The 14,674-nt window shown below is 71.3% G+C and carries 12 protein-coding genes; 1 reads left to right on the top strand and 11 read right to left on the bottom strand.

Annotation, left to right across the window (positions count from 1 at the left end; genetic code table 11):
- Positions 1 to 3: 3 nt before the first annotated feature.
- From AC07RM_RS12260 to AC07RM_RS12275, 4 genes are all read right to left on the bottom strand, one after another.
- Positions 4 to 1,008 carry a tripartite tricarboxylate transporter substrate-binding protein gene (locus tag AC07RM_RS12260; protein ID WP_495334623.1) on the bottom strand — a complete coding sequence of 335 codons (1,005 nt, stop codon included), beginning with the start codon at positions 1,006 to 1,008 and terminating at the stop codon, positions 4 to 6.
- Positions 1,009 to 1,194: 186 nt separating this feature from the next.
- Positions 1,195 to 1,728, bottom strand: coding sequence for a MarR family winged helix-turn-helix transcriptional regulator (locus AC07RM_RS12265; protein ID WP_495334624.1), 534 nt, complete (start codon positions 1,726 to 1,728; stop codon positions 1,195 to 1,197).
- Positions 1,729 to 1,790: 62 nt separating this feature from the next.
- Positions 1,791 to 2,129, bottom strand: coding sequence for a YciI family protein (locus AC07RM_RS12270; protein WP_495334625.1), 339 nt, complete (start codon positions 2,127 to 2,129; stop codon positions 1,791 to 1,793).
- A gap of 16 nt (positions 2,130 to 2,145) precedes the next feature.
- On the bottom strand, positions 2,146 to 5,655 hold the full coding sequence (locus AC07RM_RS12275) for an indolepyruvate ferredoxin oxidoreductase family protein (RefSeq protein ID WP_495334626.1): 3,510 nt from the start codon (positions 5,653 to 5,655) through the stop codon (positions 2,146 to 2,148).
- Between the two features lie 119 nt (positions 5,656 to 5,774).
- On the opposite strand from AC07RM_RS12275, the gene AC07RM_RS12280 reads away from it, so the two are divergent.
- On the top strand, positions 5,775 to 6,269 hold the full coding sequence (locus AC07RM_RS12280) for an Lrp/AsnC family transcriptional regulator (protein WP_057589770.1): 495 nt from the start codon (positions 5,775 to 5,777) through the stop codon (positions 6,267 to 6,269).
- Between the two features lie 8 nt (positions 6,270 to 6,277).
- On the opposite strand, the gene AC07RM_RS12285 is transcribed toward AC07RM_RS12280, so the two are convergent.
- From AC07RM_RS12285 to AC07RM_RS12315, 7 genes are read right to left on the bottom strand one after another with little or no spacing between them, the layout of a single operon-like run.
- On the bottom strand, positions 6,278 to 7,684 hold the full coding sequence (locus tag AC07RM_RS12285; protein WP_495334627.1) for an FAD-binding oxidoreductase: 1,407 nt from the start codon (positions 7,682 to 7,684) through the stop codon (positions 6,278 to 6,280).
- Between the two features lie 15 nt (positions 7,685 to 7,699).
- Positions 7,700 to 8,464 (bottom strand): ABC transporter ATP-binding protein, encoded by a 765-nt coding sequence (locus AC07RM_RS12290; RefSeq protein ID WP_495334628.1) that lies wholly within the window; start codon positions 8,462 to 8,464, stop codon positions 7,700 to 7,702.
- Complete coding sequence (locus AC07RM_RS12295; protein WP_495334629.1) at positions 8,461 to 10,248, bottom strand: branched-chain amino acid ABC transporter ATP-binding protein/permease; 1,788 nt, start codon at positions 10,246 to 10,248, stop codon at positions 8,461 to 8,463. Before AC07RM_RS12295 ends, AC07RM_RS12290 begins: the two co-directional genes overlap by 4 nt.
- Entirely contained in the window at positions 10,245 to 11,282 is a 1,038-nt protein-coding gene (locus tag AC07RM_RS12300; protein ID WP_495334630.1) for a branched-chain amino acid ABC transporter permease, read from the bottom strand. The genes AC07RM_RS12295 and AC07RM_RS12300 overlap by 4 nt, the downstream gene beginning before the upstream one ends.
- Before the next feature lie 22 nt (positions 11,283 to 11,304).
- Positions 11,305 to 12,471: an ABC transporter substrate-binding protein gene (locus AC07RM_RS12305; protein WP_057589766.1), complete on the bottom strand. Its 1,167-nt coding sequence runs from the start codon at positions 12,469 to 12,471 to the stop codon at positions 11,305 to 11,307.
- Between the two features lie 52 nt (positions 12,472 to 12,523).
- Positions 12,524 to 13,537: a 2Fe-2S iron-sulfur cluster-binding protein gene (locus tag AC07RM_RS12310; RefSeq protein ID WP_398491940.1), complete on the bottom strand. Its 1,014-nt coding sequence runs from the start codon at positions 13,535 to 13,537 to the stop codon at positions 12,524 to 12,526.
- Between the two features lie 20 nt (positions 13,538 to 13,557).
- Positions 13,558 to 14,667, bottom strand: coding sequence for a hypothetical protein (locus AC07RM_RS12315; protein WP_398491939.1), 1,110 nt, complete (start codon positions 14,665 to 14,667; stop codon positions 13,558 to 13,560).
- Positions 14,668 to 14,674 lie beyond the last annotated feature (7 nt).

Consider the following 14,674-nt stretch of genomic DNA (forward strand, 5'->3'; position numbering starts at 1 on the left):
GCTTCAGCTGTCGATGGAAAAACCGGTGGACTGCACGATCGGCGCCCATTTGGCGAGGTCGGCGCGCACCATGGCGTCGAGTTCGCGCGGCGTCACCGCGCTCGGCAGGAAGGCGCGCGCGGCATAGGCCTCCTGCAGTTCCTTCGTGGCCACGGCGTCGCGGATCTGCGCGGCCAGTGCGTTCGCGACGGCGAGCGGCGTCTTGGCGGGCGCCCAGACGGCGAAGTACTCCTGGATGTCGAAGTCGCGAAAGCCGGCCTCGCGCATGGTGGGCGCCTCGGGCAGGTAGGGCGAGCGCGCGGAGCCGGTGGTGGCCAGCACGCGGATGCGCCCTTCCTTCGCGAACGGCAGCGGCTCGCTCAGCACGTTGACCGAGGCCGCGATCTGGCCGCCCACCACGTCCTGGATGGCGGGCGCGCCGCCCTTGTAGGGCACGTGCGTGAGGTTCATGCCGGCGGCCTTGCCGATCACCACGCCCGCGAAATGGGCCATCGTGCCCTCGCCCGGCGAGCCGAAGCTGGCCTTCGAGGGATTGGCGTTGCACCACTGCGCGAACTGCTGCACGGTGCGCACCTCGGGCGGCACCGCCGGCCCCACGCTCAGGCCGAACTGGAAGGTGCACACGGTCGACACCGGCGCGAAGTCCTTGAGCGGGTCGTACGACAGCCGCTTGTAGACGTGCGGATAGATCACCATCACCGAGGCGGGCGCCAGCACCAGCGCGCTGCCGTCGGCCTCCGCCGCCTTCACGTGGTCCATCGCGAGGCGTCCGCCCGCGCCCACGCGGTTCTCGACCAGCACCACCGGCGCGTAGCTGCCCTTGATGCGTTCGGCCAGCAGCCGCGCGATGGAATCGCCCGAGCCGCCCGCGGGAAAGCCCATCACGATGCGCGCCGTCTTCGACAGCGTGGGCGGGGTTTCGGCGGCGGCCGCCAGGGGGAAGACCGGTATCAGCGCACCCGCTGTGGCGCAGGCCGAACCGGCAAGGATGTCGCGGCGTCGAATCATGGCTTGTCTCCTGTTTTTAGGGGGTGCGCCGGATTCTAGGCCTATTCATTTCATTGTGAAACTGTTTCTTTTGGAAATTGATTTCTTGCTTCTGCCCGTGGGTTCGCCGGCAAGCGGGCGCGCGCGTGCCTCCGCGAGGCGCGGATCGATCGCAAGGGGAGAGGCGTGGTGCCGGCCGCGCGGGATTCAGATGGCCGCGGCGGCCGGCAGTGCGTCGGCCGGCGCGAGCTCGCGCCAGTCGCGCGTGTCGTCCAGCGTGGCATTGGCGCGCGCGACCAGCACCTGCATCGCCGCCTGCACGGTCTTGAGCTCCTGCGGCGTGAGCGCGCTGGTCAGCTCCTGCTCGATGGCGCGCGCCAGCGGCATCACGCGCTCGTAGGCGTCGGCGCCGGTCTTGGTGAGGCGCAGCACGACCTTGCGGCGGTCCTTGGCATCCACGCGGCGCGAGACCAGCTTCTTGGTCACGAGCAGGTTCAGCGCGCGCGTAATGCTGACCTTGTCCATGGCCGTGCTCTCCGACAGCTCGGTCGCCGACATCGGCGAGAACGCGACCAGGTTGGCGAGCACGCGCCACTCGACCACGCCGATGCCGAGTTCCTCCGAGTACATGCGCGCCAGCATGCCGCTCACGCGGTTCGTGATGACCGAGCACTGGTAGGGCAGCCAGTCGTTCAGGCGCAGGATGCCGTCGGGTTGAACGCTGGCGGCATCGCGGGGCATGGGGGAGGCACTCTCTTTGGACGGCATGGCCGGGGACTTTAGCGCAGGCACGCCGCGCGGCCTCAGTCCGATGCCGAGACCCCGCGCGATGCCTCGCGCCGCAATTCCTGCAGGAAGCCTTCGCGCGGCTCGGGCAGGTAGCCCGTGAAGAGCGTGCGCCGCACCTCGGCGAAGAGCCCGGCGCGCGCATAGGGCTCGCCGGCCAGGAAGTCGTCGGCCTGCGCGGGGTCGTCGGTGGCCAGCAGCAGGTACATGCCGACCAGCTCGCCGTCGGCCAGCGACGGGCCGCCGTGCAGCACGCGCGCCTGGTTCGCGATCATGTAGTCGAGGTGGACCGCGCGGATCGGCAGGCGGTCCCGCGCGCCGCCGGGGCGATAGCGGCAATCGAGAGCGATGGGCATGGCGGGCGCTCCTGGCTCAGGCGGTCTTCAGCGCGGGCGGCTGCATCGCGGGCGGCGGTGCATCGTGCGCCGCCAGCAGCACGGGCAGGTTGCGTCGGTACTCGGCGATGCCGCGCGCCTTCACGTGCCCGTAGCCGCGGATCTTCTCGGGCAGTGCCGCGACCGCCACCGCGCTGCCGATGCGCTCGTTCGTCAGCCCGTCGAGCAGGCGCCCGACGAGCCCTTCGTACTCCACCACCAGCGCGCGCTCCTCGCGCCGCTCGGCCAGCCAGCCGAAGGGATCGAGCGGCGTGCCGCGCAGGCCGCGCAGCGCCGCGAGCGTGCGGAACACCGGCAGCATCCAGGCGCCGAAGCTGCGCTTCTGCACCTTCCCATCGGCACCGCGCTTCTCGAAGATCGGCGGCGCCAGGTGGAATTGCAGCTTGAAGTCGCCCTCGAACTGGCTGCGCAGGTTCTGCAGGAACTCGGGCCGCGCATGCAGCCGCGCGACCTCGTACTCGTCCTTGTAGGCCATCAGCTTGAACAGCGAACGCGCCACCGCCTCCGCCAGCCGCGGCCGCCGCGCGCCGGGCGCGACGGCGCGCTCGGCGGCCTCCACGCGGCGCACGGTGTCGAGGTAGCGGCGCGCATAGCGCGCGTCCTGGTAGTCGGTGAGGAAGCGCACGCGCTCGTCGAGCAGCTTCTCGAAGGTCTGCGGCAGGTTCAGCGTGACGACGCTGCCACGGTCGCCCATCAGCGTCTGGCGCCATTGCGGATCGGCGGCCGTGAGCCGGCCGGCCGCGAAGGCGCGCTTGTTGGCGGCCACGGCCACGCCGTTGAGCTCGATCGCGCGCATCAGCGCCGCCAGGCTCACCGGCACGCCGCCCTGCTGCCAGGCATGGCCGAGCATCAGCATGTTGGCGCCGATGGCGTCGCCCAGCAGCGCCTTGGCGGTGGCGTGCGCATCGATGCGCTCGACTTGCGCGGCACCCGCGGCGGCCTCGATCTTGGCGAGCAGCGCGTCCTCGCGGTACGGCAGGTCGGGCTGGCGCGTGAACTCGGCCAGGGTCTGCAGGTGGGTGTTGACCACCACGCGCGTGCGGCCCTCGCCGATCACGCCCAGCACGTCGGGCAGCACGCCCACCACCAGGTCGGCGGCGATCAGGGTGCGCGCGGTGCCCGGCAGCAGGCGCACCGCATGCAGCGTATCGGGCGTGTCGGCCAGGCGCACGTGGCTCACGACCGAGCCGCCCTTCTGCGCGAGCGCGGTGAAGTCGAGCACCGAGATGCCCTTGCCCTCGAGGTGCGCGGCCATCGCGATCAGCGCGCCGAGCGTGATGACGCCGGTGCCGCCGACGCCCGCGATCATCAGGTCGAAGGGCTGCGCGAGCGAAGGCAGCGCGGGCAGCGGCAGCGCGGCCGCGAGCGCCTCGGGGTCCTGCGCGGGCGCGGCCGCCGTGCCCTTGCGCAGGCTGCCGCCGAGCACGCTCACGAAGCTGGGGCAGAAGCCCTCGGCGCACGAGAAGTCCTTGTTGCAGCTCGACTGGTCGATCTGGCGCTTGCGGCCGAACGAGGTCTCGAGCGGCGCGACCGACAGGCAGTTCGACTGCGTGCCGCAGTCGCCGCAGCCTTCGCAGACCTCGGGGTTGATGAGCACGCGCCGCGCCGGATCGGGATAGCTCTTGCGCTTGCGACGGCGGCGCTTCTCGGCCGCGCAGGTCTGGTCGTAGACCAGCACCGTGACGCCCGCGATCTCGCGCAGCTCGCGCTGCACCATGTCGAGCTCGCGCCGGTGCCGCACCTGCACGCCCGCGGCCAGTGTCACGCCGTGGTAGCGCTGCGGTTCGTCGGTCACCACCACCACCTTGCGGGCACCTTCGCTCGCGACCTGGGTGCAGATCTGCGGCACGCTGGTCTGGCCGTCGACGGGCTGGCCGCCGGTCATCGCCACCGCGTCGTTGAACAGGATCTTGTAGGTGATGTTGGCGCCGCCCGCCACCGCCTGCCGGATCGCGAGGTAGCCTGAATGGAAGTAGGTGCCCTCGCCCATGTTCTGGAACACGTGCGGCACGCGCGTGAAGGCGCCGCGCCCGAGCCAGTCGGTGCCCTCGCCGCCCATCTGCGTGAGGCCGCCCGTGCCGCGGTCCATCCAGCTCGCCATGTAGTGGCAGCCCACGCCGGCCTGCGCCTGGCTGCCCTCGGGCACCTTGGTCGAGCTGTTGTGCGGACAGCCCGAGCAGAAGTACGGCAGCCGCCGCATGCCGTCGGCCTCGTTCGACAGCGCCGCGCGCGCGGCGAAGCGCGCGCTGTCGATGCGCGCGGCCAATGGATGGTCGACGGCGCGCAGCCAGCTCAGCAGCGCGGCGGCGATGCTCGCGGGCGAGAGCTGGCCGGTCCAGGCCAGCAGCGGATGGCCCTCGAGGTCCTGCTTGCCGCAGACCGTGGGCCGGCGCGCGCGGTTGAACACCCGGTCCTTGAGCTGCTGCTCGACCACCGAGGCCTTCTCCTCGATCACCAGAACATGCGACAGCCCTTCGCAGAAACGGTCGGCGCCCTCGGCATCGAGCGGGAACACCAGGCCCGGCTTGTAGAGCCGCAGGCCGAGCGCCGGCAGGTCGTCGACGCCGAGGCCGCAGCGCTGCAGCACCTCCATCAGGTCGTGGAAGGACTTGCCCACCGCCACGATGCCGGCCGTGGCGCCGGGCGCCGGCACCACCAGGCGATCGAGTGGGTTGCCGCGCGCGAAGGCACTGAAGGCCTCGAGCTTGGCAGCCAGCCGCAGCTCGACGGCCGGCGTGAGGAAATCGCTGGTGCGGTATTCGAGCGCGGAGGTGTCCGGCAACTCGGACGCGTCGGGCAATGCGAGCGCCGCGCCCGAGGAGGCCTCGACCGAGCGCGCGCTCTCGACCGTCTCCGAGATCGCCTTGAACGCGACCCAGGTGCTGGCATGGCGCGAGGCGGCCCAGCCCCAGAGGCCGAAGGCCTCGTACTCGTCGACCGAGGCCGGATGCACGATCGGGATGCCCCAGCCCATCAGCGACAGGTCGCTGGCATTGGGAATCGACGAGGACGTGGCCGCATGGTCGTCGCCCACCACCATCAGCACGCCGCCGCGGCGCGAGGTGCCGGCCGCATTGCCGTGGCGGATCGCATCGCCCGCGCGGTCCACGCCCGGCCCCTTGCCGTACCACATGGCGAACACGCCATCGACCTCGCGCTCGGGGTCCAGGCCGACCTGCTGCGTGCCCATCACCGTGGTGGCAGCCAGGTCCTCGTTGATGGCCGGCAGGAAGCGGATGCCGTGCTCGGCCAGGTCCGCCTTGGCGCGCCACAGCTCGGTATCGACGCCCGCGAGCGGCGAGCCGCGGTAGCCGCTCACATAGCCGGCGGTGTTCCAGCCGCGGGCCTTGTCCTCCTGCTGCTGGCGGAACAGCAGGCGCACCAGCGCCTGCGTGCCGGTGAGGAACACGCGGCCTGCGCGCGCGGTGCGGTTGTCTTCGAGCCGGTAGCCTGTCTCCAGCGCGGGCGCTGCTTCTTCTGTCTGCATGGTGTGGATCCGTCCATCGGGGGGAAGATCAAATATTAATCCGTCTGGACAGCATATATAATTGCGATCCATGCGGCGTTGGTGACAACCCGGCATGTTTCATTCCGGAGAACGCCGCCATGGGAAAGACCGATTCGACGCCGCTGTCCGATGCACCCACGCGCCGCATCCTCGACCTGCTCCAGGCCGACGGCCGCATGACGGTGCAGGCACTGGCCGACGAGGTGGGCCTGTCCTCGGCGCCCTGCTGGCGCCGGCTGCGCGAACTCGAGGACAGCGGCATCATCCGCCGCTTCGTCGCGCTGGTCGACCGCAACAAGGTCGGGCTGCACGGCTGCATGTTCACGCAGATCAGCCTCGAGCGGCATTCGGAAACGGTGGTGGCGGCCTTCGAGCGCGCGGTGCAGGCCACGCCCGAGATCCTCGAATGCTGGGTCACCACCGGCGACGGCGACTACATCCTCAAGATCGTGGTGCCCGACGCGCTGGCCTTCGACCGCTTCCTGCACCGCTTCATGCTGAAGCTCGAGGGCATCCGGCAGATCAAGACCTCGGTGGCGCTGCGCGAGGTGAAGAACGACACCCGGCTCGACCTGACGCGGGTGCCGCTCTAGGGAACGGTTCAGGCGCTGCGCCGCAGCACCTTCCCCGGATTCATGACCCCGCGCGGATCGAGCGCCTGCTTGATCGCCGCCATCACGCGCATCGAGGCGCCGCGCTCGAGCTCGAGGAAGTCGAGCTTGCCGTAGCCGATGCCGTGCTCGCCGGTGCAGGTGCCGCCCATCGCGATGGCGCGGCGCATCAGCCGCGCGTTGAGCGTCTCGGCGCGCGCCATCTCGTCGGCATCGGCGGAATCGACCACCACGCACAGGTGGAAGTTGCCGTCGCCCACGTGGCCGCACATGGGCGCGGTGAGCCCGAGCTCCTCGACGTCGGCGCGGGCCGCCAGCACCGCTTCGCTCAGGCGCGAGATCGGCACGCAGGCATCGGTGGGCATGCCCTGGCAGCCGGGGCGCAGCGCGAGCGCGGCCCACCACACGTCGTGGCGCGCCTGCCAGAGCCGGCTGCGCTCCTCGGGCGTGTCGGCCCAGGCGAAGCCCACGCCGCCGTGCTCGGCCGCGAGCTCCTCGGCCACGCGCACCTGCTGCGCCACGCTCTCGGGCGCGCCGTGGAACTCGAGGAACAAGGTGGGCATGACCGGCAGCCCGAGCTTCGCATAGCGGTTGCAGGCCTCGACCTGCTGCGCGTCGAGGAACTCGATGCGGCCCACCGGCACGCCGGTCTGCATGATCGCGGTGACCGCGTCGATGGCCGCGCGCAGGTCGGGGAAGCCGCAGCGCGCGGCCGCGATCCGTTCGGGCAGCGGATGCAGCCTGAGGCCCACCTCGGTGACGATGCCCAGCGTGCCCTCGGCGCCGGTGAACAGGTGCGTGAGGTCGTAGCCCGCGGCCGACTTGCGCGCGCGCCCGCCGGTGCGCACCACCTCGCCGTCGGGCAGCACCACCTCGAGCGACATCACGCTCTCGCTCATGGTGCCGTAGCGCACGGCGTTGGTGCCCGAGGCGCGCGTCGACACCATGCCGCCGATGGATGCATCGGCGCCGGGGTCGATCGGGAAATGCAGGCCGCTGCCGTGCAGCGCCGCGTTGAGCTGCTTGCGCGTCACGCCGGCCTGCACGCGGCAGTCGAAGTCGGCCTCGTGGATCTCGAGCACGGCATTCATGCGCGAGAGGTCGATGCAGATGCCGCCATGCAGCGCCGCGACGCCGCCTTCGCACGAGGTGCCGGTGCCGAACGGGATCATCGGCACCGAGGCCGCGTGGCACAGCCGCGCGACCGCGGCCACCTCCTCTGTCGACTCCGCGAACACCACCGCATCGGGCGCATGCAGCGGATGGAAGGACACGTCCTTGCCGTGCTGGTCGCGCACCGCCTGGCCGGTCGCGCAGCGCTCGCCGAAGCGTTCGCGCAGCTGGTGGATCACGGCGGCGACGGGGCGCTCGCGCGACGCGAGGGAATCTTCGTTCATCGGGGGTCTCCTTCTTCAGGCCGCCAGCTTCTCGGGCGGCATCGATTCGATAGCGGCCGGGGGCGCCGCGGCCCGCCCCAGGTAGCTGTCGGCGACCCGCGCGTCGCGCGCGACCTCGGCGGCCGGCCCCTGCAGGCTCACGCGGCCCATCTCGAGCACGTAGGCATGGTCGGCCACCTCGAAGGCGGCACGCGCGTTCTGCTCGACCAGCAGGATCGCCACGCCCTGCGCCTGCAGCCGCCGCACGGTGGCGAAGATGTCGCGCACCACCAGCGGCGCGAGTCCCAGGCTCGGCTCGTCGAGCAGCAGGATGCGCGGACGCGACATCAGCGCGCGGCCCAGCGCGAGCATCTGCCGCTCGCCGCCCGAGAGCGTGTGCGCGAGCTGCGCATGCCGCTCGCCCAGGCGCGGGAACAGCGCATACACGCGCTCCATCTCGGCGGCGATCGCGCGCCGGCCCGCGCGGCGCCAGCAGAAGGCGCCGAGCTCGAGGTTGTCGGCCACGCTCATGGTGCCGAACAGGTCGCGCTGCTCGGGCACCAGCGAAAGGCCCATGGCCACGCGGCGCTCGGGCGAGACGAAGCGCAGGTCGGTGCCGTCGAGCCGCACCTCGCCGCTCATCGGCAGCCGACCCATGAGCGCGGCCAGCAGCGTGGACTTGCCGGCGCCGTTGGGGCCGACCACGGTGACGATGCCCGAGGGCGGCACCGACACGTCGACCTCGTGCAGCGCCGGAATGCGGCCATGGAACGCGCACAGGGCGCGGGCTTCCAGCGTCATGCCGCGCTCCCCAGGTAGGCCTGCTGCACGCGCGGGTCGTCGCGCACCGCCTGCGCCTCGCCCTCGGCGATCTTCTGGCCGAACTGCATCACGACCAGGCGGTCGGCGATGTCCATGATGAATTCCATGTCGTGGTCCACGATGAGCACGGTCACGCCCTCGCCGCGCAGCTGCTTGAGCAGCGCGGCCAGGGTCTTCTTCTCCTGGTGCCGCAGGCCCGCCGCGGGCTCGTCGAGCAGCAGCAGCTGCGGGCGGGCGCACAGGGCGCGCGCGATCTCCAGGATGCGCTGCTTGCCCAGCGGCAGGCTGGCCGCGGGCGCGTCCGCCAGATCCTCGAGGCCGCAGCGCCGCAGCTGCGCCAGCGCCATGGCCTCGATCGCGGCCTCCTCGCGGCGATCGAGCCGCAGCATGGCGCGCAGCCAGCCGTCGCGCCCGAGCAGGTGGCAGCCGAGCGCCGCGTTGTCGCGCACGCTCATGTCGGCCACCAGCTTCACGTGCTGGAAGGTGCGCGCCACGCCGCGCGCGGCCACGTGGCGCGCGCCGAGCGCGTCGATGCGCTGGCCGCGCAGCAGGATCGCGCCGGCGCTGGCGGGCAGCAGGCCGGTGATCAGGTTGAACAGCGTGCTCTTGCCGGCGCCGTTGGGCCCGAGCAGCGCGACGATCTCGCCGCCGCGCACCTCGAAGGAGACGCGATTGACCGCGACCAGCCCGCCGAAGCGCTTCTCGGCCCCGTCGACGCGCAGCAGCACCTCGCCCGGCGCGGCGGCTGCGTGCTGCGCGGGCGCGCGCAGCTCGACCGGAGCGCCGCGCGGCACGGGCTGCCGTGGCACGGCGGCCGTGAAGCGCGTCCAGCGCGCGAGCAGCGGCCACAGCCCCGCGTTGGCGCGCGCGAGGATCAGCAGCATCAGCACGCCGAACACCGCCATCTCGAAGTTGCCCGAGCGGCCGAGCAGTGCCGGCAGCACGTCCTGCAGCACCTGCTTGAGCACCACCACCACGCCGGCGCCCGCGAGCGCGCCCCACAGCGCGCCCACGCCGCCCATCACCGCCATGAACAGGTACTCGATGCTCATCTGCAGCCCGAAGGGCGTGGGATTGAGGAAGCGCTGCATGTAGACGTAGAGCCAGCCCGCCATGCCGGCCAGGCCCGCGGCGGTGCAGAACACGGCGACCTTGAGCCGGAACGCATGCGCGCCGAAGGCCTCGGGCAGGTCGGCGCCGGCGCGCAGCGCGCGCACCGCGCGGCCGAGCCGCGAATCGAGCAGGTTGCGCACCAGCCAGAAGGCCAGCGCGAAGCCCAGCGCGATCAGGCAGAACATCGAGCGCTCGGACGCGAAGTCGAAGCCGAACAGGTTCAGCGCGGGAATGCCCGCGAGGCCGTTGAAGCCGCCCAGCGGCTCGATGATGCCCAGCCCGTAGTAGACGACCACGCCCCAGGCCAGCGTGGCCAGCGACAGGTAGTGGCCGCCCATCGAGAGCGTGAGCGCGCCGATGCCCGCGGCCGACAGCGTGGCGAGCGCGACGCCGGCCAGCAGCGTGGCCCAGCCCGGCACGCCGTGCGCCACCGCGAGGTAGCCGGCCGCGTAGGCGCCGATGCCGACGAAGGCCGCCTGCCCGAAGGAGATCAGGCCCGCGAAGCCGGTCATCAGCGTGAGCCCGAGCGCCACCGTGGCGTAGAGCAGCACGAAGCTCGCGAGCGTGACGTAGTAGCTCGAGGCGAACAGCGCCACGCCGGCCGCGGCCGCCACGGCAACGGCCGCGAGCACCCAGGAACGAGGCGTCATGAAGCCTCCTGCGAATGCGGGTCGGCCAGCGAACGCCACAGCAGCAGCGGCACGATCAATGCGAACACGATGATCTCCTTGGCGGCGCTCGCGCCGTAGGACGAGAAGGCCTCGAGCAGGCCCACCACGAGCGAGCCCGCGGCGGCGAGGACGTAGCCCGAGAGCCCGCCGACGATCGCGCCGACGAAGCCCTTGAGCGCGAGCAGGAAGCCCGAGTCGTAGTAGATGGTGGTGAAGGGCCCGATCAGCACGCCCGAGACCGCGCCGATGAAGGCGGCGATGGTCAGCGCCAGTTCGCCCGAATGGTCGGGCGAGATGCCGACCAGCCGCGCGCCGTCGCGGCACACGGCGGTGGCGCGCAGCGCCTTGCCGCTCAGCGTGTGGCCGAAGAAGGCGAAGAACACGGCCACGAGCACGGCGCTCGCCGCCACCACTGCCAGCGTCTGCGGCGCCACCGGCAGTCCCGCGAGCAGGCCGGCCGGCAGTTCGAAGCCCGGCAGCCGCGAGCCCTCGGGTCCGAACACGTACAGGCCCAGCGCCACCAGCACGAAGTGCAGCGCGATCGCCGCCACCAGCAGCACCAGCGGCGAGGCATTGCCCATCGGCCGGAACACGGTGCGGTAGATCAGCGGCCCCATCGCCGTGACCAGCGCCACCGCCGCGGCCGTCTGCATCCAGGCCGGCGAGCGCGCATCGACGCCGAACCAGGCGAAGGCGCAGGCCGCCAGCGGCAGCGCGCCGAGCAGCGCGAGCCGGCCGCCGAGCCCCGCGAGGTTGCGCTGCCGCAGGCGCTCTGCCGTTTCCATGCCGCAGGCCAGCAGGGCCACCGCCGCCACCGGCACCGCCAGCCCGGGCGCGTGGCCCTGCTGGAAGGCCGCGATGGTCAGCACGCTGGCGCTGACGAATTCGCCCTGCGGGACGAACACGATGCGCGTGACGGTGAAGACCATCACGAGCGCCAGCGCCAGCAGCACGTAGACCGCGCCGCTCGCGAGGCCGTCCTGCACCAGCAGGCCGAAGATCTGCATGTCCATGATCAGTGGTGTCCGCCGCGCGTCAGGGGATGTACTTCCAGCTGCCCTTCTCGATGCGCACCATCACCCGGCTGCGCTGGTCCAGGCCGATGTGGTCCTTGGGCCCGAGGCTGTAGACGCCGTTGGTGGCATGCAGGTCCTGCGTGGACTCGATCGCGTCGCGCAGCGCCTTGCGGAATTCGGGCGTGCCGGGCTTGGCGCCCTTGAGCGCGCGCGGCGCGGCGTCCTGCAGGATCAGCGCCGCATCCCAGAGGTAGGCGGCGAAGGTGGAGCGCTGGCCCGCGTTGGGCAGCGCCTCATACTTGCGGATGAATTCGAGCGAGGGCTTCTTGGCCGGATGGCTGTCGGGCAGTTGCTCGGCCACCAGCACCGGGCCGGCCGGCACGAAGGTGCCTTCGAGCTTGGCGCCGCCCACGCGCAGGAAGTCGTTGTTCGCCACGCCATGGGTCTGGTAGACCTTGCCGCGGTAGCCGCGGTCGAACAGCGTGGCCTGCGGCAGCACCGCGGGCGTGCCCGAGGCCGCGATGAACACCGCGTCGGGCTGCGAGGCCAGCAGCTTGAGCACCTGCCCGGTGACCGAGGCGTCGGTGCGCGTGTAGCGCTCGTTGGCCACCACCTCGATCTTGCGCAGCTCGGCGAGCTTGCCGAACTCGCGCCACCAGCCTTCGCCGTAGGCGTCGTTGAAGCCGATGAAGGCCACGCGCTTCACGCCGTTGTCGGCCATGTGCTTGATGATCGCGGTCGCCATGTGGGTGTCGCTCTGCGGCGTCTTGAAGGCCCAGCGCTTGCGGTCGTCCACCGGCTCGACGATGGCGCCCGAGCCCGCGAGGCTGATCATCGGCGTGCCGCTCTCCACCAGGATGTCGAGCACGGCCAGCGAGTTGGGCGTGAGGCTCGGCCCGATCAGCAGGTCGATCGCCGATTCGGAGATCAGCTTGCGCACGTTCTTGACCGTGGTCGAGGTGTCGGACGCGTCGTCGAGCAGGATGTAGTTGACCTTCTCGCCGCCCGCGGTGGCGGGCAGCACCGACACCGTGCGCTGCTGGGTCACGCCCACCGAGGCCGCGGGCCCGGTGGCCGAGACCACCACGCCCACGTTGATGTCGGCCCGCGCGCCCGAGAGCGCCGCGAAGCACAGTGCCGCGCCGAAGGCGGCGGCCCGGAAGCGGGCCTTTGCAATCTCGATCATCGTTGTCTCCTTTTATGTGTCTGTCGTACCGGGAAAAAAATCGAAAAGCCCGCTAGGTCTGCGCCACCGGCGTGAAGCTGTCGGCGGAGATCGCCGTGCTCTCCATGCCCAGCGCGATGCAGGTGTCGGAACAGGCCGCGACGAAGCCCGGCGAACCGCCGATCACCGCGCGGGCGCCGGCCAGCGAGTCGTGGTTCTCGCGCAGCCACGAGGGCGCGTACTGCTGCTTCGTGCAGAAGCGGCTGCGCGCCTCGGTCACCAGCAGCGCATAGCGGAAGTTCGGATGCGCGCGGGCCAGCCCCGCGAGGCGGTCCATCAGCATCAGCTCGGCGTCGTCGCGCACCGAGAACAGCAGCGTCATCGGGCTGGTGTCGCCATGCGCGAGCGCGTCCTCCATGATCGAGAGCACGGGCGCCAGGCCGGTGCCGCCCGCGAGACCGAGCACGGGGCCCTCGCCCTCGGGCAGCCGGCAGGTGCCGTAGGGACCGGTCACGCCGACGGTGTCGCCGGGCTGCAGCAGGTCGTGGATGTGGCCGCTGGCGGCGCCGCCCGGATGGCGCGCCACCAGCAGCTCGATCAGGCCCGCGCTCGAGGGCACGGTCGCGAGGCTGTAGCGCCGGTGCGGAGACAGGCCCGGCAGCGCGAGCTCGACGTAGGCACCGGCCTGCGCCTCGAAGCGCGCCGGTTCGCTCGCCTGCAGCACCAGCCGCCGCACGCGCGGCGTCAGCGGGGTGTTGCACAGCACGCGCGCCTCGAAGCTCTGCACGGCCGAGCCCTCGCCGCCCGGAATCGGCTGCACGGTGCGCAGGTGCACCTCGGCACTGAGCGGCCGCGCCTGGCACATCAGGCAGAAGCCCTCGGCGACCTCCTGGTCGGAGATCGCGAGGCCCAGCGACCAGCCGTTGTCGACCGTGCCCTGCGTGACGCGCGCCTTGCACATGCCGCAGGAGGCACCGCGGCACTGGTGCGGCAGCACCACGCCCTGCGACAGCGCGGCGTCCAGGATGATCTCTCCCTCGGGCACGCCGAAGCGCAGGGCCTCGTTGACGAGGATCGTTCGGCTCATGTTCATCGATGTCATGCGGCCTAGAAGATCGGGATCACCTTCTCGGGATCGAACACCACCTCCTTGCCCTCGATGCCGACTTCGGGCAGCGCGGGGAATTCGATGCCGTAGGGATCGAGGTTGGCCTTCATGCGCAGCACGGCCGTCTTCCAGTTGGCCTTGCGCTCGTCGAGCGTGAGGATGCCCAGGCCGGCGCTGCGCGCGACCTCGTCGATCTGGCGCTGCGCGGGGATGAAGGTGGGCGGCAGCTTCCAGAACTGCTCGGGCGGCTCGTGCAGGATGCCCGAGAGGAACACGAAGCCCGCGCGCAGCTGGATGCTGATCATCTGCTTGTCGTCCTCGGTGAGCACGGGCAGCAGCTTCTGCAGCACCGCCAGGCAGATGCCCAGGTGGCGGCCCTCGTCCTGGCCGATGCGCTTGAAGGCTTCCTTGAACACCGGGATGGTGGTGCGCTGGTACATGCCGTGGAACAGCGTGCTCGAGGCCACCTCGCCGAACAGGAAGGAGGTGAACAGGATCGCGAGCGGGTACTTGTCGACGCCGTTCTTGAAGCCGGTCCAGTAGCGCGAGCCGTTGTAGTAGAGCCACTCGATGTTGTTGCGCGCGAGATGCCCGAGCGGCGTCTCGGGCACGTAGCCGAGCGGGCCGCCGGGCGTGAGGCGCTTGATGGCGCGGCCACAGACTTCCTCGTGGTTCATCTCGTCGCGCACGACCGAGAAGAAGCACTTGCGCACCGGGTCCTCTTCCTTGCTCTCGTAGGTGTGGATCATGGCGCGCGCGAACACCGACGGCCCCGAGCCGTCGAACACCGCGAGCAGCGAGAACCAGTAGGCCATGGCGTAGCGCTGGTCGAGGCTGTAGTCCTCCACGCGCAAGGTGTCCCAGGCCAGCGTGTGCGGCGACCAGCCCGGATCGCGCGCGGCGTCGTAGATGTCGTAGAGCTTGGGCGTCTCCACGTGCCACTCGAGCGGAAAGATGTTGGGCCCGTCGATGCCGGGCGCGGCCTCGATCTCGGCGAGCAGGGTCTGTGGATCGGGCATGGCGAGCACCTGCTCGGGCGGCGAGGTCAGCGCGCGCGCGAGCGCGGCGGTGTCCTGGGCGTTGTCCTGGTGGGTGGGGGACGGGTTCATCGGGAAT

Source organism: Variovorax sp. GW821-FHT09B05 (assembly GCF_059418265.1).

Excerpts from the sequence above, each read along its gene's own strand:
- AC07RM_RS12295 (WP_495334629.1), bottom strand. The coding sequence starts at position 10,248 with ATGACGCCTCGTTCCTGGGTGCTCGCGGCCGTTGCCGTGGCGGCCGCG.
- AC07RM_RS12305 (WP_057589766.1), bottom strand. The coding sequence starts at position 12,471 with ATGATCGAGATTGCAAAGGCCCGCTTCCGGGCCGCCGCCTTCGGCGCG.
- AC07RM_RS12265 (WP_495334624.1), bottom strand. The coding sequence starts at position 1,728 with ATGCCCCGCGATGCCGCCAGCGTTCAACCCGACGGCATCCTGCGCCTG.
- AC07RM_RS12300 (WP_495334630.1), bottom strand. The coding sequence starts at position 11,282 with ATGGACATGCAGATCTTCGGCCTGCTGGTGCAGGACGGCCTCGCGAGC.
- AC07RM_RS12315 (WP_398491939.1), bottom strand. The coding sequence starts at position 14,667 with ATGAACCCGTCCCCCACCCACCAGGACAACGCCCAGGACACCGCCGCG.
- AC07RM_RS12270 (WP_495334625.1), bottom strand. The coding sequence starts at position 2,129 with ATGCCCATCGCTCTCGATTGCCGCTATCGCCCCGGCGGCGCGCGGGAC.
- AC07RM_RS12280 (WP_057589770.1), top strand. The coding sequence starts at position 5,775 with ATGGGAAAGACCGATTCGACGCCGCTGTCCGATGCACCCACGCGCCGC.
- AC07RM_RS12260 (WP_495334623.1), bottom strand. The coding sequence starts at position 1,008 with ATGATTCGACGCCGCGACATCCTTGCCGGTTCGGCCTGCGCCACAGCG.
- AC07RM_RS12310 (WP_398491940.1), bottom strand. The coding sequence starts at position 13,537 with ATGAGCCGAACGATCCTCGTCAACGAGGCCCTGCGCTTCGGCGTGCCC.
- AC07RM_RS12275 (WP_495334626.1), bottom strand. The coding sequence starts at position 5,655 with ATGCAGACAGAAGAAGCAGCGCCCGCGCTGGAGACAGGCTACCGGCTC.
- AC07RM_RS12285 (WP_495334627.1), bottom strand. The coding sequence starts at position 7,684 with ATGAACGAAGATTCCCTCGCGTCGCGCGAGCGCCCCGTCGCCGCCGTG.
- AC07RM_RS12290 (WP_495334628.1), bottom strand. The coding sequence starts at position 8,464 with ATGACGCTGGAAGCCCGCGCCCTGTGCGCGTTCCATGGCCGCATTCCG.